Consider the following 20,430-nt stretch of genomic DNA (forward strand, 5'->3'; position numbering starts at 1 on the left):
GACGACTGTAGTAGCCGGCCGAACACCTCGCGTCCGGTTCCCTGTGATGCGAGCATGGTCGATACCGGGGAAGGGAGCGCAGCATGCGAGCCATCTGGAAGGGAGCCGTGTCGTTCGGCCTGGTCTCGATCGCGGTCAAGCTGTATTCCGCGACGGAGGAGAAGGACATTCGGTTCCACCAGGTGCACCGGGCCGACGGCGGACGGATTCGGTACAAGCGGACCTGCCAGGTCTGTGGCGAAGAGGTCAGCTACGACGACATCGCCAAGGGCTACGACATCGGCGGCGGGGAGATGGTCATCCTCACCGACGAGGACTTCGCCGACCTGCCGCTGAGCACCTCCCACGCGATCGACGTACTGGAGTTCGTGCCGGCCGAGCAGGTCGATCCGATCCTCTACAACAAGGCGTACTTCCTGGAGCCGGAGGGCACCGCGACCAAGCCGTACCTGCTGCTGCGGGACGCGTTGACCGACTCGGAGCGGGTGGCGATCGTCAAGGTGGCGCTGCGTCAGCGGGAGCAGTTGGCCACCCTGCGGGTCCGTGAGGGTGTGCTGCTGCTGAACACGATGCTCTGGCCCGACGAGATCCGTAAGCCGGACTTCGGTTTCCTCGACGAGGACCTCAAGATCCGGCCACCGGAGTTGGCGATGGCCACGTCGCTTATCGACTCGATGGCCGGTGACTTTCAACCGGACGAGTTCAACGACGACTACCGGGCGGCGTTGCAGGAGGTCATCGACGCGAAGGTGGAGGGCCGCGAGGTGGTCCAGCCGGAGGAGGTGGAGGAGGCTCCCGCCGCCGCGGTCGACCTGATGGCCGCGTTGAAGGCGTCCGTGGAGCGGGCCAAGGCGGCTCGTGGCGAGGCGCCGGCCGGCGCGGGCGCCGAACCGACACCGATCTCGTCGGCCCGCTCGGCGCAGAAGAAGGCGGCGGAGAAGAAGGCCACCAAGGCGCCGGCCAAGAAGGCGCCCGCGAAGAAGACCGCCGAGAAGAAGACCACCGCCAAGAAGGCCCAGCCCGCTAAGAAGACCGCGGAGAAGAAGGCTACCAAAACCGCCAAGAAGACCACTCCGCGTAAATCCGCCTGACTGCGCTCCTGGTCGCCCGAATGCCCCTTTGGGCGGTTGCTGGACCACCCGGACTTCATGATCGGCACAGCCGTGCCTGCGGACGTGGGCCATCGATGGTCGGAAGTGCGTCGGACACCAGGTACCGTGTGTCGGCGACGGCTGCCCGTGGCCGGACCCACCCCACACCTCTCAGCAGGGAGTCGAGGACGTGAGCGAGCAGGAGACCAAGGCGCGGCGGCGGCTGGCCGAGCAGTTGGCGGCTCAGAAGGCAGCCGAGGCGAAGCGCCGCCGGCAGGCCTGGGCCGGTGCGTTCGCCGGGATCGCCGTCGTGGCGGTGCTGATCACCGTGTTCGTGATCGTCGGCCAGCGCGGTGGTGACGACGCGCCCGAGCAGGCCGCTGGCACTCCCTCCGCCGGTGCGGAGGCGACGAACGAGCCGGGGGCGCCGCCCGCGCCGCAGCTGCCGGAAGGCGCGGACCCGGCCCTGGGCAGCAAGCCGACCGTCACCGCCGGGGAAGGTGAGCTGACCAAGCTGACCGTCACCCCGCTGATCGAGGGCACCGGGCCGAAGGTGCAGGCCGGCCAGTCGATCACCACCAACTACGTCGGCGTCTTCTACGAAAGCGGCGAGGAGTTCGACTCCTCCTGGGATCGGGGCGAGCCCGCCACCTTCCCGATCGGCGTCGGGCAGGTCATCCCGGGCTGGGACAAGGGCCTGGTGGGCGTGACCGTGGGCAGCCGGGTGCAGCTCGACATCCCGGCCGAGGACGCGTACGGCGACGGCGGCGGCGGTCGCCCGGCGGGCCCGCTGCGCTTCGTGGTGGACGTGCTCGCCGCCGAGTGAGCCCCGAGTCGGGTCGTCCGACAGAACATCGATGCCGTTGACCACAGATGGCTTCCGAACGGTCACCGACCGGCAGTAGGTTCGGCAGCGTCCCGGGCAGTTCGCCCGGGACGCTTGTCGAAGCGACACGGAGGTGCACGTGACGGCAGTGGACGCCGACGGGCGGACCGCCCGGTTGATGTGGACGTATTACGAGCCGGTACACGCCGTCACCTATTTCCACCCACGCGCCCGCGCCGCCTACGGCGCGGCCGGGCTCCGCGGCTACTGGCGGGGTTACTTCGCCGGTCGGGCCGCCCCGCTCGGGCCGACCGGTCCCGCGCCGGTGATCGCCGCTTTCTACAACTTCGCGCCGCACATGGTGAGCCGGGCGCTGCCGGCGGTGTGGCAGCTGGCCTCGCCGGACCAGGCGCTGCGTGCCCGGCTGACCGGGGCGGTGCAGGCGCTCGCCGAGTTGACCTACGAGTTGCCCGAGCGGCACCTGGTGGAGGCCGCCGACCTGCTTGAGGCCGCCACCGACGGGCTCGGGACGGCCGGCCGGGTGCTCGGCGCGGCGAATGCCGCCCTGCCCCGTGGCGAGTACCCGCTGGCTCGGCTCTGGCAGGCCGCCACCACACTGCGCGAGCATCGCGGCGACGGGCACGTGGCGGCGCTGGTCGCCGCCGATCTCGACCCGGTGGAGACGCTGGCCTGGCGGGTCGCGGTCGACATGCCGCCGGCCAATCTGCTCGGCCGGGGCTGGTCGGAGCAGGACTGGTCGCAGGCGCGCGAGCGGCTCACCGGCCGTGGCTGGCTGGACTCCGACGGCAAGCCGACCGAGCGCGGGCGGGCGGCCTTCCAGGCGATCGAGGACGCCACCGATCTCGCCGCCGCCCGCCCCTGGCTCACCCTCGACCCCGACCGCGCGCACCGCCTACGCGAACTGCTAGACCCCATCGCCCGCGCCGCCCACACGGTCATCCCGTCGGACAGCCCCATCGGCCTCCCACCCCTGTCGAGTTGACCAAGAGGTTTGCGTCTGGCTGCTGCGGAATCCCCGACGCAAACTTCTTGATCGACGCGGTGCTGGGTGGGGGTGGGGTGGGGTGGTGGGGGTAGTGGGTGGGGGAGGATGGGGGTGTGATGGTGGATGGGGTGGTTTTCGACCTGGACGGCGTGATCGTCGATTCCGAGCCGGTGTGGGAGGAGGTTCGGCGGGCGTACGTCGCCGAGCACGGCGGCAGCTGGCAGGACGACACCCAGCGCCGGCTGATGGGGATGAGCACCGGTGAGTGGGCCCGGTACCTCAGCGACGAGTTGGGGGTGCGACGCAGCGCCGACCAGGTCGCCGCCGAGGTGGTCGAGGAGATGGCCCGCCGGTACGCGGCCCGGGTGCCGGTGATCGACGGCGCGGTCGACGTGGTCCGCCGGATGGCCGCACGGTGGCCCCTGGGGCTGGCCAGTTCCTCGCCGACCCGGCTGATCGCCGCGGCGCTGGCCGCCACCGACCTGACCGACGCGTTCCGCAGCACCCTGTCCACCGAGGAGACCGAGCGCGGCAAGCCGGCGCCGGACGTCTACCTGAGCGTGGCCCGGCGGCTCGGCCTCGACCCGACGCGCTGTGTGGCGGTGGAGGATTCCTCGAACGGGGTCCGTTCGGCGGCTGCCGCCGGCATGACGGTGGTGGCGGTGCCGCACGGGGCGTACCCACTGGATCCGGACGCTCGACGGCTGGCCGTGACGGTGCTGGAGTCGATCGACGAGTTGACTCCGGAGGTCGTCGACCGGCTGGGCTGAACCGCCACCGGGCGGTCCCCGGCCCGCCTACGGTCGGTGGCATGAAGGCGATGGTGTACGAGCGCACCGGTGATCCCTCCGTCCTCCAACTGGTCGACCGGCCGGTGCCGGATCCCGGTCCGGGCGAGGTGCTGGTGCGGGTCGCGGTGTCCGGGGTGAATCCGACGGACTGGAAGTCGCGCCGGCAGGGCCCGTTGCCGGCCGGCTGGCAGACGCCCGGCCAGGACGGCGCCGGGGTGGTCGAGGCGGTCGGCGAGGGGGTCGACCAGGCGCTGATCGGCGAGCGGGTGTGGGTCTGGGAGGCCGCCTGGCAGCGGCCCTGGGGGACCGCCGCCGAGTACACGGTGGTCCCGGTCCGCCAGGCGGTACGCCTGGGCGAGGCCTCCTTCGAACTGGGTGCCTGCCTGGGCATTCCCTTCCTGACGGCGCACCGCTGCCTGACCGCCGGAGAGTATCTGCCGAACAGCCTGCGCCCGGGTGCGCTCAGCGATCACACGGTGCTGGTGCAGGGCGGGGCCGGTGCCGTGGGCAACGCGGCGATCCAGCTGGCGGCCTGGGCCGACGCATGCGTGATCGCCACGGTGAGCAGTGCCGAGAAGGCTCAACTGGCGGCGGCGGCCGGTGCCTCGGCGGTGGTCAACTACCGGGAGCAGGACGTGGTGGAGGAGGTCCACAAGCTCGCGCCCGACGGGGTGCACGCAATCGTGGAGGTCTCGCCCGCGCGCAACGCGGCCACCGACGTACGGCTGCTGCGTCCCGGTGGCGTGGTCTGCGTGTACGCCGACGACGGCGGTGACGAGGTGACGTTGCCGGTCCGACCACTTATGGCACCGAACGCCCGCTGGCAGTTCGTGCTTGTCTACACGATGCCGAAGGCGGCCAAGGCGCAGGCGGTGGTGGACGTCGCGGCGGCCGCCGCGCAGGGCGGGATCCGGGTCGGCGAGGACGCGGGCCTGCCGTTGCACTCCTATCCGTTGTCGGCGACCGCTGCCGCCCATCAGGCGGTGGAGGACTCGGTGGTCGGCAAGGTGCTGCTCAGCGCCGGCGAATAAGCGGTCCGACCTGGGAGTTTTCGCCGTCTGCAGGACAGAGGCGAACAAGTCTCGCAATACTGGCATTGCGGGTCGCCCCGCAAGGAACGGGCGGCCCCGGCGCGGTGCGAACGCCGGGGCCGCCCACCGGAGAGAGGTCTGTGCAGGCCACTACTCCCAATGGCGATGATGCGCCGAAAAACGTTACGGCGTGGCCAGTTCCCGCACATTCAGGTCGCCGTCGGCGTACCGGGAGCGCACCACCTTCTTGTCGAACTTGCCGACGCTTGTCTTCGGCACCGCCTCGATGAACGCCCACCGCTCCGGCAACTGCCAGCGCGCCACCGACCCGGCCAGGAAGTCGCGCAACTCCTCCGGGGTCGCCGAGGCACCCTCCCGGAGCACCACGGTGGCCAACGGCCGCTCGTCCCACCGCTGGTCCGGTACGCCCACCACGCAGGCCTCCAGCACCGCGGGGTGGGCCATCAGCGCGTTCTCCAGCTCCACCGAGGAGATCCACTCGCCGCCGGACTTGATCACGTCCTTGGCCCGGTCGGTGAGGGTGATGTAACCGTCCGCCGACAGCGTGCCCACGTCACCGGTACGCAGCCAGCCGTCGCGGAACTTCTCCGGGTCCGGCGCGTCGTCCCCGACGTACCGGGCGGTGATCCACGGCCCACGGACCTCCAACTCACCGACGGAGGTCCCGTCCGCGGGCAGCGGCTCCCCGGCCGGACCCACGATGCGGGCCCGTACCCCCGCCGGCACCCGGCCCTGCGTGTACCGGTACCGCCAGGCGTCGTCGCCGCTCGCCCCGGCCGGTGGGCGCGACACCGAGCCCAGCGGCGACATCTCGGTCATCCCCCAGGCGTGGATCACATCGACGCCGTGCCGCTCGTCGAACGCGTGCATCAGCGACGGCGGACAGGCCGAACCACCGACGATCACCTCCTTGAGCGAGGCGGTATCGACGTCGTGGCCGTCCAGGTAGGCCAGCAGGTCGGTCCAGATGGTCGGCACCGCACCGGCCAGGGTCGGCCGCTCCGCGGCGATCATCTCGGCGATCGGCGCGGCCTGGAGGAAACGGTCCGGCATCACCAGCGACGCGCCGGAGAGGAAGGCCGCGAACGGCAGCCCCCACGACATCGCGTGGAACATCGGGACGATGGCCAGTTCCCGGTCGGTCGGCCCGAGCCCGAACCCCTCCGGCATGCAGATCTGCAACGAGTGCAGGTAGATCGATCGGTGCGAGTAGGCCACCCCCTTGGGGTTGCCGGTGGTGCCGGAGGTGTAGCAGAGGGCGGCGGCGTCGCGTTCGTCCACCTCGGGCCAGTCGTACACCTCGGGGCGGTCGGCCAGCAGCGCGTCCCAGTGATGTACGGCGATCCGGTCACCCGCCGCCGCCACCAGCGGAGCGGGATCGCCGCCACCGACCACCACCACGTGCCGCACGCTGGTCATGCCACCGAGAGACTTCGCCAGCAGCGGGATCAGCGTCGAGTCGACAAGCACCACCCGGTCCTCGGCGTGGTTGGCGATGTAGGTGACCTGGTCGGGAAAGAGCCGGATGTTCAGCGTGTGCAGCACCGCACCCATGCTGGGCACGGCGAAGTACGCCACCAGGTGCTCGGTGTTGTTCCACATGAAGGTGGCGACCCGCTCATCGCCGGTCACCCCGCACTCCGCCCGCAGGGCGTGCGCGAGCCGGGCGGCGTCCCGCCCGACGTCGGCGTACGTGCTGCGCCGTGGCTCGGCGCCGGTCCACGTCACCACCTCGGCCGCGCCGTGCACGGTGGCGCCGTGTTCGAGGATCCGGGAGACCTGGAGAGGGGCGTCCATCATCGTGCTACGCATGGGTAACAAGTTAGTGTCGCCGGTCACACGTTGGGAACCCCCGTAAATTGTCCGGGTGAGCATCTCCTGGGCTGATTCGTACGTCGGGCAGCTGCGCGCCCTGGCCGGCGACCGGACGCTGATGTTCGTCGGGGCGCGAGCCGTGGTGCGCGACAACTCGGCCCGCATCCTGCTGATCCGCCGCTCCGACAACGGCCAGTGGGCACTGCCCGCCGGCGCCATGGAGCTGGGCGAGTCGATCGCGGACTGCGCCGTGCGGGAGGTACGCGAGGAGACCGGGCTGCGGGCCCTCCGGGTCAGCGCTTTCGCCCTCTACACCGGCCCGGACCGCACCCACACCAACATGTACGGCCACACCTATCAGATCTTCACCACCGCGTTCCGGGTCGAGGAGTGGGACGGCCGGCTGGCCCGGGTCACCGACGAGACGATCGACGCGGGCTTCTTCCACCGCGAGGCGATGCCCCAGCCGCTCTCGGCCAGCGTCCTGGAGACCCTGGCCGACCTGGACGTCTTCGAGCAGACCAACCGCCTGATCCTGAAGTGACAGGCAGCGCGGTGGCCTCGCCCGAGCGGGCGAGGCCACCGAACGAGCGCTGCCGCAGGATCAGTGCCGACCCTCGGCGAACTCCTCGACGATTTTGGCGCAGAAGGCCGGCAGGTCGTCGGGCTTACGGCTGCTCACCAGCCCGTTGTCGGTCACGACCTCCTCATCGACCCACTCCGCGCCGGCATTGACCAGGTCGGTACGTAGGCTGGGCCAGCTGGTCAGCCGACGCCCCCGCACCACGTCCGCCTCGACAAGCGTCCACGGACCGTGGCAGATCACCCCGACCGGCTTGCCGGCGTCGAAGAACGACCGCACGAACCGGACGGCGTCGGCATCGGTACGCAGGAAGTCCGGATTGGCCACCCCACCGGGCAGCACCAGCGCGTCGTACCGGGCGGGATCCGCGTCGGCCGCGCTCACATCCACCTCGTACGTGGTGGAGGGGTCCAGGTGCTCGAAGGAGGTGATCTTTCCAGGCTTGATCGACACCAGTTCGGCGGTCGCGCCGGCCTGCTCGACGGCCTGACGCGGCTGGACGTACTCGATCTCCTCCACGCCGTCGGTGGCCAGGAAGGCGACCCGCTTGCCCTGCAACGTCGCTGCCATGACGTTCTCCTCTCCGGGGGTTCGTCCATATCCGTTCCCGACGCCAACGTCACGAAACGCGGCGGGTCGGTGGCCCAGCACACGTCGCCGCCAGCGGGTGCCTGGCCGGCAGGTTTGACCCCGCCGACCGGAGGGGAACCGCCGGCATGGCACGAGCAGCAGCGGAACAGCTCCGGCTCGCCGACGTCGTGCAGAGCTGGCTCGGGCGTCCGGTCCTGGTGATCGGTGACGCCATGCTCGACGAGTGGCGGTTCGCCGACTCCGACCGGTTGTGCCGGGAGGCCCCTGCCCCGGTCCTCACCCTGCGCCGCCGTATCTCGGCGGCGGGCGGCGCCGCCAACACCGCCGTCAACATCGCCACGTTGGGCGGGCGCTCGGTGCTGGTCGCACCCGTGGGGGCCGATGCGGCCGGCGACGAGCTGCACGACTGTCTCGACCGGGCCGGTGTCTGGGACCGCACGGTCAGCCAGCCCGGGCGACCCACCCCGGTCAAGCGCCGGATGCTGGCCGGTGACCAGATCCTGCTGCGGGAGGACTCCGGCGACCCGGACGACCCGCTCAGCGACCTGGGGGTGGACTGCCTGCTCACCGCCCTGGACTGCGCGAGTGCGGAACTGCGGGCCGCCAGCGGGGGCGAGAAGCCGACCCTGGTGGTCTGCGACTACGGTCTGGGCGCGCTGCCCGCGCCGGTCCGCGCCTGGCTGGTCGAGCATCGGGACCGGTACGCCACGGTCGCGCTCGACGCGCACGACCTCGCCGACTGGCGGGGCCTCGCCCCGACCGTGGTGACCCCTAGCTTCGCGGAGGCCACCCGCCTGCTCGCCCGCGCGGGCGTGGTCGGACCGACCACGAACCCGGCCCCCGCCGACCCGGCCGGCACCGCGACGACCGGTGGGCACGAGTTGCACCTGGAGCATCCCGAGGTCGATCCGGCCGACGGCCCGTCCGAGCTGACCGTGGGAACGGCGCCGGGTGAGGCCGGGATGCGGCGTACCGACGGGCCCACCGGGGAGCCCACCCCGGGCGAGAGCCGGGTGGCGATGACCCGCGACGGACTCAGCGTGACCGGCACCGGAGTGACAGTGAACGCCGAGATCGGTGCCGGCGTGGACCGGGCCGTCCTGGCCGAGTCCCGCCTCGCCGAGCTGCGCGCCCACACCGGCGCGGCCGTGGTCGCGGTGACCCTGGACACCGAGGGCGCGGTGGTCGGCGGGATCGACGGCGAACCCGCCCGCAGCCACACCACACCCGTGCCCGCCAGCCACACCGTCGGTGCCGGCGACGCTTATCTGGCGGCGATGACGCTCGCGCTGGCCGCCGACGCTCCACTGTCCACCGCCGCCCAACTGGCCCAGCTCGCCGCGACGAGCACCGTCGCCGGCACCGGCACCTGCGTGTGCCGCCGCGAAGACCTGCTGGCCGCGCTGGGCCGGCCGACACCCGACGACCGTCAGGTGCTTGTCGACACCGGGCACCTGGCGGAGATCGTGGCCGGGCACCGGCGCGCCGGACGCTCGATCGTCTTCACGAACGGCTGCTTCGACGTGTTGCACCGGGGGCACGTGCGCTACCTGGAACAGGCCCGCGCCCTGGGCGACCTGCTGGTGGTGGCGGTCAACTCCGACGGCAGCGTACGCCGGTTGAAGGGTGCGGACCGGCCGGTGAACCCGATCGAGGACCGAGCCGCCCTGCTCGCCGCGCTGACCTGCGTCGACCACGTGGTGGTGTTCGAGGAGGACTCCCCGGCCGCCCTCATCGAAGCCGTCCGGCCGGACGTCTACGTCAAGGGCGGCGACTACCCGCCCGAGCTGGTGCCGGAGGCGCCGCTGGTGCACCGGCTGGGCGGTCAGGTACGCACTCTCGGGTACGTGCCGGACCGCTCCACCTCGGCGATCATCGACCGCATCCGCGCGTACGGCCAGGAGGGCCTGACCGGCGCGGAGGCCGGGCCGACCGCGCCCGCTCCTGAGGTGGAGACCTCCGGAACGACCGGAGCCACCGGTGCGGACGCGCCGCCACTGACCGGCAAGGCGCCGTGAACCGACCCCTCGACGCCGGCGCGCCCGCGCAGTTCCGCGTCGACCGGCTGGTCGACGTGCTCGTCCCGACCCGTAACCGGCCCACCGAACTCGCCGTCACCCTCTCCGGGCTCGCCGCCCAGGAGGGGGTGCCGGGATTCGGCGTGGTGGTCAGCGACCAGTCCGACGGCGACCCCGGGTACGCCCATCCGGCGGCGGCCACCATGGTCCGGGCCCTGCGTCACCGGGGACATCCGGTGCTGCTGACCCGACGGCTGCCCCGGCGAGGGCTCGCCGAACACCGCAGTTTCCTGCTCGCCACCTCCACCGCCCGGTACGTGCTCTTCCTCGACGACGACGTCTGGCTGGAACCGGGAACGCTGCGCCGGCTGGTGACCGCGATCGGCGAGCTGGGCTGCGGTTTCGTCGGCAACGGGGTGCACGGACTGTCCTACCTGGACGACGTCCGGCCGCACACGCACCGGCACTACCGGGAGTGGCCGGGACGACCGGTGCCGGAGCGGATCCGCCCGGGCACGCCCGAGTGGGACCGGGCGCAGATCCATTCGGCGGCGAACCTGCTGCACGTGACGGCGTCGCTGACGCTGGCGGACGACGAATGGCGGGCGTACCAGGTGTCCTGGGTCGGCGGTTGCGTGCTCTACGACCGGGCGAAGCTGGTCGACGCGGGCGGCTTCGACTTCTGGCGTCGGGTGCCGGTGCGGCACCAGGGCGAGGACGTCGCCGCGCAGCTCGCCGTGCTGGCCCGGCACGGCGGCGCCGGTGTCCTGCCCAGCGGCGCCTACCACCTGGAGTCGCCGACCACGGTCACCGAACGCGATGTGGAGGCGTGGGAGGTCGTCCTCGCCGACCCGGACGCCTGAGCCAGCGGATCTCTTCAGCGGAACAGCAGCTCCCGGGCGGCTTCGAGCACCTCGGGGACCGGCACGTCAACGACGAAGGAGTCGCGGTGCGGGCAGTCGCCGTCGCCCGGACGGTGCGGGTAGATGCCGGGGGTGCAGTCCACCCCGCAGACCGGACAGTGCACCGTCCACGAGGTGATCGGCCGATGCCGGCCCCGTAGCACCGGAGCGGTGGTGATCAGGTTGCCGACCCAGAAGATGCCGACGGTGGGGGTACCGACGGCGGCAGCCAGGTGCAGCGGACCGGTGTCGTTGGAGACCACCACCTCACAGCCGCGGTAACAGCCGGCCAGCCCACCAAGACTGAGCGTGCCCACCTGCGGCCGGACCGGCACACCGGCGGTGGCGACCACCCGGTCGACCACCTCCTGCTCGGCCGGGGTGCCGGTGACCAGCACCTCGTACCCGTCGGTGTGCAGCGTCCGGGCCACCTCCCCGAAACGGTCGGCGGGCCAGCGCCGGCGGGTGTCGGTGGCCCCGGGATGCAGCGCCACCCGGGGACGCTCCGGCTCGCCGAGCACGGCCCGCGCCTCGGCCCGGTCGGCTTCGGTGACCGCCAACGCCGGCGTAATCGTGGTGGTCGGAGCACCCACCAGAGCCACCGCCTCCAGATAGCGGATCACCTCGTGCTGGTAGTAGACGTAGCGCAGCCAGCGGTCCAGCGGCGGCGCGTCCTCGGCCCGCAGGCCGGCGGTGACCCGGGCACCGAGCGCGGCCACCAGCGGGTTGGAGTTGGCACCGCCGCCGTGCAGTTGCATCGCCACGTCGAACCGTTCCGCGCGGGCAGCGGCCAGGAAGTCGACCATGCTGGACTCTGGCTCGCCGTCGGTCGCCGTCCGGATCCCCGGCGCGGGCGGCACCACGATTACCCGGTCGACCGGGCCCGGCCGGTCCCGCCACAGCTGCGCGTGCCAGGGCGCGCCGAGCAACACGATCTCCGCTTGGGGGTACGCGGCCCGCAGCGCCTCCAGCGCGGGTAGCACAAAGATGAAGTCACCGAGCGCGTTGGCGCGCAGCACGGCGATCCGGGCCACGTCGGGCACCCGGTCGGCAGCCTCTTCCAGCACGGCCCGGGCCACGGAACGCGCTACCGACCGGAATCGCCGGTGGCGACGTCCGGCTGGTGCAGTTCCCGGTCCGCCGCCGGGTCGACGCTGCTCGGCACACCGCCGGACGCGCCGGCCGGACGTGGGCCGGTACGACCGACGGTGATGGTGCGTGGCGCGGGCCGGTTCGCCCGGGGCAGCCGTACCCGCAGCAGACCGTGGTCCATCACCGCGTCGATCGCCTCAGGGTCCACTCGCGACGGCAACTGCACGCGGTACTCGAAGCCCCGGGTCTCGAACCCGCCGGGAATGCCATGGTCGGCGTTGACCTCGGCCTCCGTACGCGCCCGTACGCACAGCTCGCGGTCGTCCAGTTCCACCGCGACCTCCTCCGGAGCGACGCCGGGCAGCCGGACGACCACCTCCCAGCCGTCGCTGGTCTCGCCCAGCTCCACCTCGGGCGGACCCGGTCGACCACCGACCAGCCGGCTCAGCTCGGCCCGCAGCGACTGCAACTCGCCCATCGGATCCCAGCCCTGCTGACCGCCCCGCCAGCCGCGTCCCGGCCTGGTCATCGCGCATCTCCCATCCGTTGACTGGCGGCCACCGGCCGCAGGGAACTCGGCGCGTCGAGGCTGGCCTCCCGGTCGACCCCGACCCCGAGCCGGTCGACGAGTTCACCACCGAGCCAGCCGCCGACCCCGAGGATGCCGAGCGCCACCACCTCGATGGCGATCAGTGCCCCGCCCGCGCCGCGCGAGTCGGCGTTGAGCCGTACCACCCAGACGGCGGCGAAGAGCAGGATCACCGCGACGTTCGCGGCGGCGTGGGTCAGCGCCACCCGCTTGGCGCGGGTACCAGAAGGGATGGCCAGCAGGTCGAACGTCCCGGCCGCCGCGGCCAGCAGGCCGCCGATCAGGCCGACGGTGAGGTTCCAGTACGCCACCTCGCCGAGGAAGTCCGGCCCGCCGACCGTGTCGATGACGTCGAAGAGCACGGCCGTGACCAGCAGGGCGAACGGAAACATCACGAGCATCGGATGGACGGGATGCCCCAGGATCTTGAGCCGACTCTCCATCTCCGGGCCTCCACTGCTCTCCGAGGGCGCTCAGTGGGCCGGTACCCCGGTCACCGAGGGACAAACCTCACGGGCGGGCGCGACTAGACTGACCGTGGCGGTTTCCCGCCCGGGTGCCGCCACCACGGTCAACTCCATGGGGAGGCACCCAGTGACGGTGGAGATCACATCCGCAGCCGAATTGACCGAGCTGCTCGGCACCCCGGCACCCCGCGCAGTCGCCAAGGAGCGCACCGAACTGCACGAGCGTGACCGGCAGTGGCTCGCCGCGTCGCCGTTCTGTCTGGTGGCCACCGCCGGAGCGGACGGCACCTGCGACGTCTCACCCAAGGGCGACCCGGCGGGTTTCGCACATGTGCTGGACGAGCGGACCATCGCCATTCCGGAGCGTCCCGGCAACAAGCGCGCCGACGGCTACCGCAACATCCTGGCGAATCCGCACGTCGGCCTGATCTTCCTCATCCCAGGGCGCACCGACACCCTGCGGATCAACGGCCGGGCGCGGCTGCTCCGTGACGCGCCCTGGTTCGACGCCATGGTGGTCAAGGGGCACCGGCCGGTGCTCGCCGTGGTGGTCGAGATCGAGCAGATCTTCTACCACTGCGCGAAGGCGTTTCTCCGGTCCCAGCTCTGGCAGCCGGAGACCTGGCCAGCGGACCCGTTGCCCAGCCGGGCCCGCCTGATCAAGGAGGTCGAGGCCCCGGCGGACACCCTCGTCGACCTCGAACGCCACTACGGCCCCCAGTACGCCGCAAACCTCTACACCTGACCCGTCCCCGCCGGCTCCCGGCCCGCAACTTCGGTGATGCTGCTGCCTGCGGTCCACAAGACACGACAACATCCGCGAAGTTGCAGGCTGGGTTACCCGGGCGGGTCAGCTGCGGGGGATCACGGTGGTGGTGACGATGACACTGTTGACGACGGTCGCGGTCATGGTCCGGGTCACGGCTTCCGCTGCGGCACCGGCCCCCCAGTTGCCCTGCTCAAGTTCCTTCGCTCGTTTGATCACGGGTGTGGTCCACGGGATGTCGCGGTAGAACTGGGGAAGAGTCCCGCTGCCCGACAGCAGTGCCGCCAGCGCAGCTACCCGGGCCGACGGTTCCGCGCCGTCCACGAGGACCTGCCTGACCTCCTCCAGCAGACGCGCGCGGCGTCCGGTGCCACCGTCGCGCAGCGCAGTCGTACGGAACAGGCCGAGCATCTTCCGATCCTCCCGGGTGATGTCGCCGCGTTCGACGAGCCGTTCCAACACCGGCTTGCGCAGCTCCGGGCCGATCGCGGCGAGCACCGTCTGAACGCCGCGGGGTTTCTCGGAGAGGTAGTCCCACGCCGACCGGAGAAGATCATCCGACGGTGCCTGACCCTCGACGATCTTCACCTTGCGTCGGTCCGCCATCGTCACCCGATCGGCAAGGGCGAGATCTGCGAGTACGGCCCCGGCGAGGACGTAGAAGAGGATGTTCTCTCCGGCGATGGTGCCCGACCTTGGTTGGAACAGCAGGAGTAGCAGATCCTCGACCAGAGTCGGCGCCGTCTCGGCAGGCGTGCCTGAGGAATTGTCGGGTTGCCGGGTCATCGGTCAGACCTCTCTTGAGATGGCTGGAGGAGTCAAGGTCACTCCTTCGGCGTACGTCTTTCTCGGCGGTGTGCGGTCTGGTCGGATCGGCGTTCGGGGAATCGCCAGGGCGCCTCACAGGGCTTGGCACCTCAGCGGCGGGGCTCCCAGTTGAAGAGACGGGTGGCCAGCACGACGGCGACGACGACCCAGCCCAACGTCGGGGCCAGCAGGAGCAGGGAGTCGGTCACCGCGACGCCACCGTTCCAGGCGTTCATCACCATCTCGGTCGCGGAACCACCGGGCAGCAGCCGCTTGAGCAGGGCGAGGTCCTCGGTGCCGCTGATGCCCACCCAGCTGGCGACACCGATCACACCGAGCATGACGGGCAGGGTGGTGACCTGGGCGTGCTCGGGTGAATTCGTCAGGCCGGCGGTGGCCAGTCCCAGGCCGATCAGCATGGCCACGGTCGCGACGATCGCTACCACCAGCAAGGGAATGTTGGCCGGCCCGCCGGCGACCATGGCCAGCGCGGTCAGGATCGCAGCCACCTGCACCACGGCGATCAACGTGGCGGGCAGCAGGAGGCCGGCGAGAATGCCGGCGTCCCCGATGGCCGTGGAGCGCAGCCGTTTGAGGAAGAGATTCTGCCGCCGGGACGCCAGGGTGGTCACAGTCGTGGCGTAGAGCCCGAACGCGGCAACTGTGAACAGCACGATCGCCGCGATGTAGCCGAGACTGCCGAGGGCGGCGAAGGTTTCGTGCTGACGGACGAAGTACGCGGAGACGACCACCGGAATGATGAAGCTGGTGACCAGCACCAGCCGGTTCCGGAAGATCTGGATCAGCTCACTGAAGGCGATGGGGAGCACGGAAAGGTTTCCTCTCGGGAAGCGAGTCAGCCACTTATGGCGCGGAAGACGTTGTCGAGGCGGGTCGGCCCGGCCTCCAGGTCCCGCAGCTCCACGGCGTTGTCCTGCGCCCAGGAGAGCAGGATGTGCAGGTCCTTCTGCAGGCCGAAGGTCTCGATCACGACCTTGCCGTCACCGTCCCTGGTCGCCTGCAACGGCAGCGCCGGGACCGTCGGTGGCAGCGAGAAGCGGATGACCGCCGGCAGGGTCCGGGTCAGTTCGGAGACGGTTCCCTCCCGGTGGAAGGTGCCCTCGTGCATGAGCCCGATCCGGTCGGCGCGCTCCTGTGCCTCCTCCAGGTAGTGCGTGGTGAGCACGATTGTCGCGCCGTTCTCCCGGAGCCGGTCCACGGTCGTCCACAGGTGGTCGCGCGACTGGACGTCCAGGCCGGTGGTCGGCTCGTCCAGAAAGATCAGCTCCGGGGTGCCGTAGACGGCGGTGGCGAAGTCCAGCCGCCGCTTCTCCCCGCCGGAGAGCTGGGAGACCTTCCGGCCGGCCTTGCTGGTGAGATCGACGACGTCGAGCACCCGGTCGACGTCGTCGGTCCGCCGGGTGAGGGTGCCGATCAGCCGGACCGATTCGCGGACCGTGAGGTCCGGGGAGAAACCACTCTCCTGGAGCATGACACCCATCCGGGGACGTACCAGCCGGCGGTCACCCGGTTGGTGCCCGAAGACGCGCACGCTGCCGGAGGTCGGCGTCCGGTGCCCCTCGATGGTCTCCAGGGTCGAGGTCTTCCCCGCCCCGTTCGTGCCGAGCAGCGCGTACAGTTCCCCACGCCGGACCTCGAAGGACAGGTCCTTCACGGCGTGGAAGTCGCCGTACCTGACGTTGAGCCGTTCGACTTCGATGACTGGTGTCGTGGACATGCCCCAATGACAGCAGCGGTCGCTCCGATCCATCAGTGGTGCCACGTCACGGGTACATGTGACGTGGTGTCACTGCCGCCGAGCAGGATCGGCAGAATACTGGGCAGGTGACCGCGAGATCGCCGGCCTTCACCAAGACGACGCAGAGGCGGCTGCGCCGGATCAATCTCCTCACGTCACTTCCGCCGGTCGTGTTCGCCGCGGTGATTCTCCTGGCCATCGACGCGCACACCTGGTGGCATCTCATCGTTCTGGCCCCGGGTGCCGTGGCTGCGGTGGTGGCCTTCGAACGCTGGACGGCGGACGACCTCGCCCGGGTCGCCCTGCCCTGCACGATCGTCGGGGCTGTGGTGTGGCCGCTCGGGGTGCTGCTGACCGGCAGCCCCAACGCCTACTGGGGCGTCTGCGCCGTGGGGTCTCTCGCCCTCCGCCAGGTACGACGCCGGGCCCTGGCAGCGGTCGGGCTGTTCAGCTACGTCGCCGCCGTCGGCGCGATGCGGTTCCTGGTCGATCAGGACGACGTCCGCGGCGTCCTGATCACCTACGTCCTCGTCCCGACGGGCCTCACCATCCTGGTGACCGTCCTGACGATCGTCGGCGAGCGGTTCTACGACCTAATCCGGGAACTCGATCACGCCCGGGAACGTGAAGCGGAACTGGCGGTCATCCGCGAACGCGTCCGCTTCGCCAGCGATCTGCACGACATCCAGGGCCACACCCTGCACGTGGTCAAGCTGAAGATCGCGCTGGCCCGGAAGCTGATGCTCCGCGACACCGATCGCGCCGAGAAGGAGCTGCGGGAGACGTACGCTCTGGTCAGCGACACCATCGCCCAGACCAAGGAGCTGGCGTACGCCCAACGCCGGCTCAACCTCTCGGCGGAACTCGAAAATGCGAAGAACCTGTTCGAGGCGGCGGGCATCCGGGTCCGGGTGACCCGGGAGGCCGAGGTGGGCCCGCGCAGCAGCGAACTGCTCGGTCAGGTACTGCGCGAGACCACCACCAACATCCTGCGACACGCACAGGCCACCCAGGTGCAGATCACGCTCTCCGAAGCCGGCATCGCGATCGTCAACGACGGCGTGAGCAGCGATACGCTGCCTGAACTCCGAGGACTGTCCAGCCTCCGACAACGGTTGGCGGCCGACGGCGGCGAACTGACCGTGCAACAGCAGGACGGGCGCTTCCTGACCGCCGCGAGCTTCCCGCCCGCTCGTGCCGATGCCGCCGCCGGCGGCGCTGCGGAGGAGGACCGATGACCACCGCCATCGTGCTCGCTGACGACGAGGCCCTGCTGCGTAAGGCGCTGGCCGCGCTGCTGCCGCTCGAAGGCGACATCGACATCGTTGCCGAGGCGACCGACGGCGAAACCGCCGTCGAGGCCACCCTGCGGCACCGGCCCGACGTGCTCGTCATCGACCTGGAGATGCCGGGCGTGGACGGCCTCGGCGCCATCACGCAGATCCGCCGCGTCCGACCGGAGCAGGTGGTTCTCATGCTGACCCGGCATGCTCGGCCCGGCGTGCTGCGAAAGGCACTGAAGCTCGGCGTCCAGGGCTTCGTCAGCAAGTCGGCCGAGCCGGCCCACATCGCCGCCGTCATCACCGACTTGCACGCGGGCAAACGGTGGATCGACCCGGACGTCTCCGCGCTCGCCATCGTCGACGACTGCCCACTCACCGAGCGCGAACTCGACGTGTTGCGGGTCACCAGCGAGGGCTACTCGGTCGCTGACATCGCCGCCCGGCTCCACCTCGCTCAGGGCACCGTCCGCAACTACCTCTCCAACGCCATGCAGAAGACCCAGACCCACACCCGTCATGAGGCCGCGCGCTACGCCCGCGAGCACGACTGGCTGTGACCCGGCAAGCCACATTAGGAGATATCGGATGTTGAACCCGGTCCAGACGCAGCGCATCGAAAGCGTTGTCGTGGCAGCCTTCGCCGTCGTGGTCATCGTCGCCGTCGGGTACGCCTGGTGGTGGTTGCTCGCCCTCTTCCTCATCTTCGACCTGTCGATGGTCGGTTATCTGCGCGGTCCGCGGGTGGGTGCCGTCTGCTACAACCTGGTGCACTCGTACGCGCTGCCGGCGCTGCTCGGCGCGGTCGCGGTGGCCTTCGCGGCGTTCCGTGACCCGATCGACTGGCTCGGCATCCTCGCCATCGCGTGGGCGTTCCACATCGCCGTCGATCGCGCCCTCGGTTACGGCCTCAAGACGACCGAGGGGTTCGAGCACACCCACCTCGGCCGGATCGGAAAGGCCAAGCGGCCCGCCCCCTGAGCCGCGCCAGCTCGGCGGTCGTCCCGCCTCACCCGCCGCGCACCTTGCGGAGTGCGCGGCGGATGACGGACGTCAACCAGCGATGCGTTCGGCCCCCGGCTGGACGTGGATGCCGTCGGCGAACTCGATGATGTCCTGCTGGGTCCACCCGCGGGCGTCCCAGATCTGCACCAGCAGCCAGACGCCGTCGGGCTGCTTGACCCACAGGTTCTTGCCGCCTTGAGTGCCATCGGCGGTATTGAGCACGCCAGGCTTGCCGCCGACCTCAAGTTGCGTACCGGTCGGGGTGGAGCGGTCGCTCGCCGACTGCAGCATGATGGCGATCTTGCCGATGAACGACAGTGGGTTCTTGTCCGCCGCGTTCTTCGGAGCGATCGTCAGCTCGCTGGTGGTGCCGCCCTGGATCTCCCAGCCCGCTGGGACTTTGTCGATCGTGAAGCCTTGAGGCTGCTCGCCCTCGTAGGCCACGAGGCGGGTAGCCACGGCTTCGGCCGGCGCGTCGTCGGGAGTGGTGGCGGTCGGGCCGGCCTGGGTGCCGATGGTGACGGCGACGGCCAGCGCGATGACCGCGAAGGCTGAGGTACCGAGCGCGCGGGCGGACCGGCGGCGGCGCAGCGCCCGGCGGCCCCGGGCCAGGTCGGCGTCGGCCTCGGCGGCCGACGGCTCGGCGACTGGGCCGGCGATCCGGTCGAGCCGGTCGTGCAGATCCATCATCGGGTGACTCCTGTCAGGGAAGATTCGTCAAGGGCGGCCCGCAACCGGTCCAGGGCGCGGGCGGTCTGGCTTTTCACCGTTCCCTCGGAGCAGCCGAGGGCGTCGGCGGTGTCGGCTACGGAAAGGTCGTAGAAGTAGCGGAAAACCACTGCGGCGCGCATCTTCGGTGGCAGGTCGCGGAGGGCCGCCCGCAGGCCGTCGTCGAGGTCGCCGCCGCTGCCCGGGTTGGCTCGGGAACGGTCCGGAGGTTCCGCGACCGAGCGTTCGTGGCGGCGCCACCACCGCCGGCGTTCGTCGGTGAGCGCGTTGACCAGGGTCCGGCGCAGGTAGCCCTCGATGTTGTCCGCCCGCTGGACCGCCGGCCAGGCGACGTACAGCTTGGTCAGCGTGGACTGGACCAGATCCTCGGCCAGATGTGCGTCACCACCGGTCAGCAGCGTCGCCGTTCGTACCAGCCCGGAGCGCCGGCTGAGCACGAAGCTGTGGAACTGCTCGTCACGGTCACATTTCACACAGTCTCTCCTTCACTCTCACAGCCCCCTGACGATTCGCGAGCGAACGGGGTTGCATGGCGGAGAGTGAATGCCCCAATGCCTCGGCCGCGCCGAACAGGTCCCCTTCGCGGGTTGTCGACCTGAGAAACGGCGAAGCCCAGGTCGTTGACCTGGGCTTCTTTACCGAGCCGCCTGACGGAATCGAACCGTCGACCTACGCATTACGAGCGTGTTGGATCTGACTGACCTTCTCTGATTGTCCCTGCTCACGGCCTTGATCCGAAGACGATTCAGGGCCAGTCAGAGAAGGTCAGTACACCGTCCGGTACACATTCTGTAGCTTACTCTCCGTGTCCTAACTGGTGGAGCGTACGACCGTCGGCGTCGCGGCGCGTCCCCGGAGGTCGCTGATCTGAATGACGTCAGCGCCGGGCTCGTCGCCGGCCACAAAACCGTCCCACCAGGCGGCGCGGCGGTGGCGCTGAATCAGGTAGCGCCCCGTCAGCCAGCAGCTGGTGGCGATGCCACAGAAGCCGATCGCTGAGTAGAGGGCGAGGCGCTCGGGAGGGATGCCGGAGAAGACGAAGTGCCCCATGCCGATCATGCCCCACACGCCGATCGTGATACCGGCGACGAGTGCGGCGGCGAGCAACAGGATCTTGCTGGGTGGCTTCGGTGCGATGTTGCAGGTGGTGGTGCCCATCGGTATGTCAGCTCCGATCAAAGGCTGATTTCTGGGGAGGGTGATCGGAGAACGGGGGTAGGTCCCGCCTCCCGCCGGTCGGATTCTCCGGCGTGTGGCTTGC

Annotated in this window: 23 protein-coding genes; 12 read left to right on the forward strand and 11 right to left on the reverse strand. The window is 70.5% G+C overall.

What is annotated here, in order from left to right; translation table 11 throughout:
• Positions 1 to 83: 83 nt before the first annotated feature.
• The 5 genes from O7624_RS13320 (at position 84) to O7624_RS13340 (ending at position 4,745) form a co-directional block, all read left to right on the forward strand.
• Positions 84 to 1,091, forward strand: coding sequence for a Ku protein (locus tag O7624_RS13320; protein WP_282240223.1), 1,008 nt, complete (start codon positions 84 to 86; stop codon positions 1,089 to 1,091).
• A gap of 190 nt (positions 1,092 to 1,281) precedes the next feature.
• Positions 1,282 to 1,917: an FKBP-type peptidyl-prolyl cis-trans isomerase gene (locus O7624_RS13325; RefSeq protein WP_282240224.1), complete on the forward strand. Its 636-nt coding sequence runs from the start codon at positions 1,282 to 1,284 to the stop codon at positions 1,915 to 1,917.
• 178 nt (positions 1,918 to 2,095) lie between these two features.
• The gene (locus O7624_RS13330) at positions 2,096 to 2,920 is read left to right on the forward strand and encodes a hypothetical protein (protein WP_282240620.1); all 825 of its coding nucleotides are present in this window, start codon (positions 2,096 to 2,098) and stop codon (positions 2,918 to 2,920) included.
• A 119-nt stretch (positions 2,921 to 3,039) separates the two neighbouring features.
• Positions 3,040 to 3,693 carry an HAD family phosphatase gene (locus O7624_RS13335; protein WP_093404104.1) on the forward strand — a complete coding sequence of 218 codons (654 nt, stop codon included), beginning with the start codon at positions 3,040 to 3,042 and terminating at the stop codon, positions 3,691 to 3,693.
• Between the two features lie 41 nt (positions 3,694 to 3,734).
• Positions 3,735 to 4,745, forward strand: coding sequence for an NADPH:quinone reductase (locus O7624_RS13340; protein ID WP_282240225.1), 1,011 nt, complete (start codon positions 3,735 to 3,737; stop codon positions 4,743 to 4,745).
• Positions 4,746 to 4,928: 183 nt separating this feature from the next.
• Here the strand turns inward: O7624_RS13340 and O7624_RS13345 are convergent, their stop codons facing one another.
• Positions 4,929 to 6,578 carry a long-chain fatty acid--CoA ligase gene (locus tag O7624_RS13345; protein WP_282240226.1) on the reverse strand — a complete coding sequence of 550 codons (1,650 nt, stop codon included), beginning with the start codon at positions 6,576 to 6,578 and terminating at the stop codon, positions 4,929 to 4,931.
• A 55-nt stretch (positions 6,579 to 6,633) separates the two neighbouring features.
• Here O7624_RS13345 and O7624_RS13350 point away from each other — a divergent pair, with 55 nt between their 5' ends.
• A complete protein-coding gene (locus O7624_RS13350) occupies positions 6,634 to 7,125 on the forward strand; it encodes an NUDIX domain-containing protein (protein ID WP_093404100.1) in 492 nt (163 codons plus the stop codon).
• Between the two features lie 60 nt (positions 7,126 to 7,185).
• Here the strand turns inward: O7624_RS13350 and O7624_RS13355 are convergent, their stop codons facing one another.
• On the reverse strand, positions 7,186 to 7,734 hold the full coding sequence (locus O7624_RS13355) for a type 1 glutamine amidotransferase domain-containing protein (RefSeq protein ID WP_093404098.1): 549 nt from the start codon (positions 7,732 to 7,734) through the stop codon (positions 7,186 to 7,188).
• Between the two features lie 146 nt (positions 7,735 to 7,880).
• On the opposite strand from O7624_RS13355, the gene rfaE2 reads away from it, so the two are divergent.
• Both rfaE2 and O7624_RS13365 read left to right on the forward strand, forming a co-directional pair.
• The gene (rfaE2, locus tag O7624_RS13360) at positions 7,881 to 9,773 is read left to right on the forward strand and encodes a D-glycero-beta-D-manno-heptose 1-phosphate adenylyltransferase (protein ID WP_282240227.1); all 1,893 of its coding nucleotides are present in this window, start codon (positions 7,881 to 7,883) and stop codon (positions 9,771 to 9,773) included.
• Positions 9,770 to 10,636: a glycosyltransferase gene (locus O7624_RS13365; protein ID WP_093404096.1), complete on the forward strand. Its 867-nt coding sequence runs from the start codon at positions 9,770 to 9,772 to the stop codon at positions 10,634 to 10,636. Before rfaE2 ends, O7624_RS13365 begins: the two co-directional genes overlap by 4 nt.
• Before the next feature lie 14 nt (positions 10,637 to 10,650).
• Here the strand turns inward: O7624_RS13365 and O7624_RS13370 are convergent, their stop codons facing one another.
• Genes O7624_RS13370 through O7624_RS13380 form a run of 3 tightly spaced genes read right to left on the reverse strand, consistent with a single transcriptional unit; the run spans position 10,651 to position 12,799 of the window.
• Positions 10,651 to 11,742 (reverse strand): glycosyltransferase family 9 protein, encoded by a 1,092-nt coding sequence (locus O7624_RS13370; protein ID WP_282240228.1) that lies wholly within the window; start codon positions 11,740 to 11,742, stop codon positions 10,651 to 10,653.
• A gap of 20 nt (positions 11,743 to 11,762) precedes the next feature.
• Positions 11,763 to 12,296, reverse strand: a complete 534-nt coding sequence (locus O7624_RS13375; protein ID WP_093404093.1) for an Hsp20/alpha crystallin family protein — start codon at positions 12,294 to 12,296, stop codon at positions 11,763 to 11,765.
• On the reverse strand, positions 12,293 to 12,799 hold the full coding sequence (locus tag O7624_RS13380) for a DUF2231 domain-containing protein (RefSeq protein WP_093404092.1): 507 nt from the start codon (positions 12,797 to 12,799) through the stop codon (positions 12,293 to 12,295). Before O7624_RS13380 ends, O7624_RS13375 begins: the two co-directional genes overlap by 4 nt.
• A 151-nt stretch (positions 12,800 to 12,950) precedes the next feature.
• Here O7624_RS13380 and O7624_RS13385 point away from each other — a divergent pair, with 151 nt between their 5' ends.
• Positions 12,951 to 13,568 carry a pyridoxamine 5'-phosphate oxidase family protein gene (locus O7624_RS13385; protein WP_282240621.1) on the forward strand — a complete coding sequence of 206 codons (618 nt, stop codon included), beginning with the start codon at positions 12,951 to 12,953 and terminating at the stop codon, positions 13,566 to 13,568.
• A 105-nt stretch (positions 13,569 to 13,673) separates the two neighbouring features.
• Here O7624_RS13385 and O7624_RS13390 read toward each other — a convergent pair whose 3' ends face one another.
• From O7624_RS13390 to O7624_RS13400, 3 genes are all read right to left on the reverse strand, one after another.
• Complete coding sequence (locus tag O7624_RS13390; RefSeq protein WP_282240229.1) at positions 13,674 to 14,375, reverse strand: GPP34 family phosphoprotein; 702 nt, start codon at positions 14,373 to 14,375, stop codon at positions 13,674 to 13,676.
• 131 nt (positions 14,376 to 14,506) lie between these two features.
• Positions 14,507 to 15,226 (reverse strand): ABC transporter permease, encoded by a 720-nt coding sequence (locus O7624_RS13395; protein WP_093404089.1) that lies wholly within the window; start codon positions 15,224 to 15,226, stop codon positions 14,507 to 14,509.
• 26 nt (positions 15,227 to 15,252) lie between these two features.
• Complete coding sequence (locus O7624_RS13400) at positions 15,253 to 16,134, reverse strand: ABC transporter ATP-binding protein (protein WP_093404087.1); 882 nt, start codon at positions 16,132 to 16,134, stop codon at positions 15,253 to 15,255.
• A gap of 107 nt (positions 16,135 to 16,241) precedes the next feature.
• Between O7624_RS13400 and O7624_RS13405 the strand changes: the two genes are divergently transcribed.
• Genes O7624_RS13405 through O7624_RS13415 form a run of 3 tightly spaced genes read left to right on the forward strand, consistent with a single transcriptional unit; the run spans position 16,242 to position 18,416 of the window.
• Positions 16,242 to 17,393, forward strand: coding sequence for a histidine kinase (locus O7624_RS13405; protein WP_282240230.1), 1,152 nt, complete (start codon positions 16,242 to 16,244; stop codon positions 17,391 to 17,393).
• A complete protein-coding gene (locus tag O7624_RS13410; protein WP_282240231.1) occupies positions 17,390 to 17,995 on the forward strand; it encodes a response regulator transcription factor in 606 nt (201 codons plus the stop codon). Before O7624_RS13405 ends, O7624_RS13410 begins: the two co-directional genes overlap by 4 nt.
• Before the next feature lie 28 nt (positions 17,996 to 18,023).
• Positions 18,024 to 18,416 (forward strand): DUF4260 domain-containing protein, encoded by a 393-nt coding sequence (locus tag O7624_RS13415; protein WP_282240232.1) that lies wholly within the window; start codon positions 18,024 to 18,026, stop codon positions 18,414 to 18,416.
• A 72-nt stretch (positions 18,417 to 18,488) separates the two neighbouring features.
• Here the strand turns inward: O7624_RS13415 and O7624_RS13420 are convergent, their stop codons facing one another.
• The 3 genes from O7624_RS13420 to O7624_RS13430 form a co-directional block, all read right to left on the reverse strand.
• Positions 18,489 to 19,130, reverse strand: a complete 642-nt coding sequence (locus tag O7624_RS13420; RefSeq protein WP_282240233.1) for a hypothetical protein — start codon at positions 19,128 to 19,130, stop codon at positions 18,489 to 18,491.
• A complete protein-coding gene (locus tag O7624_RS13425) occupies positions 19,127 to 19,642 on the reverse strand; it encodes a SigE family RNA polymerase sigma factor (protein WP_282240234.1) in 516 nt (171 codons plus the stop codon). The genes O7624_RS13420 and O7624_RS13425 overlap by 4 nt, the downstream gene beginning before the upstream one ends.
• Before the next feature lie 337 nt (positions 19,643 to 19,979).
• Positions 19,980 to 20,327: a hypothetical protein gene (locus O7624_RS13430; protein WP_282240235.1), complete on the reverse strand. Its 348-nt coding sequence runs from the start codon at positions 20,325 to 20,327 to the stop codon at positions 19,980 to 19,982.
• Between the last annotated feature and the right edge of the window lie 103 nt (positions 20,328 to 20,430).

Source organism: Verrucosispora sp. WMMD1129, from assembly GCF_029581255.1.
In the GTDB taxonomy this organism is placed as follows: domain Bacteria; phylum Actinomycetota; class Actinomycetes; order Mycobacteriales; family Micromonosporaceae; genus Micromonospora; species Micromonospora sediminimaris.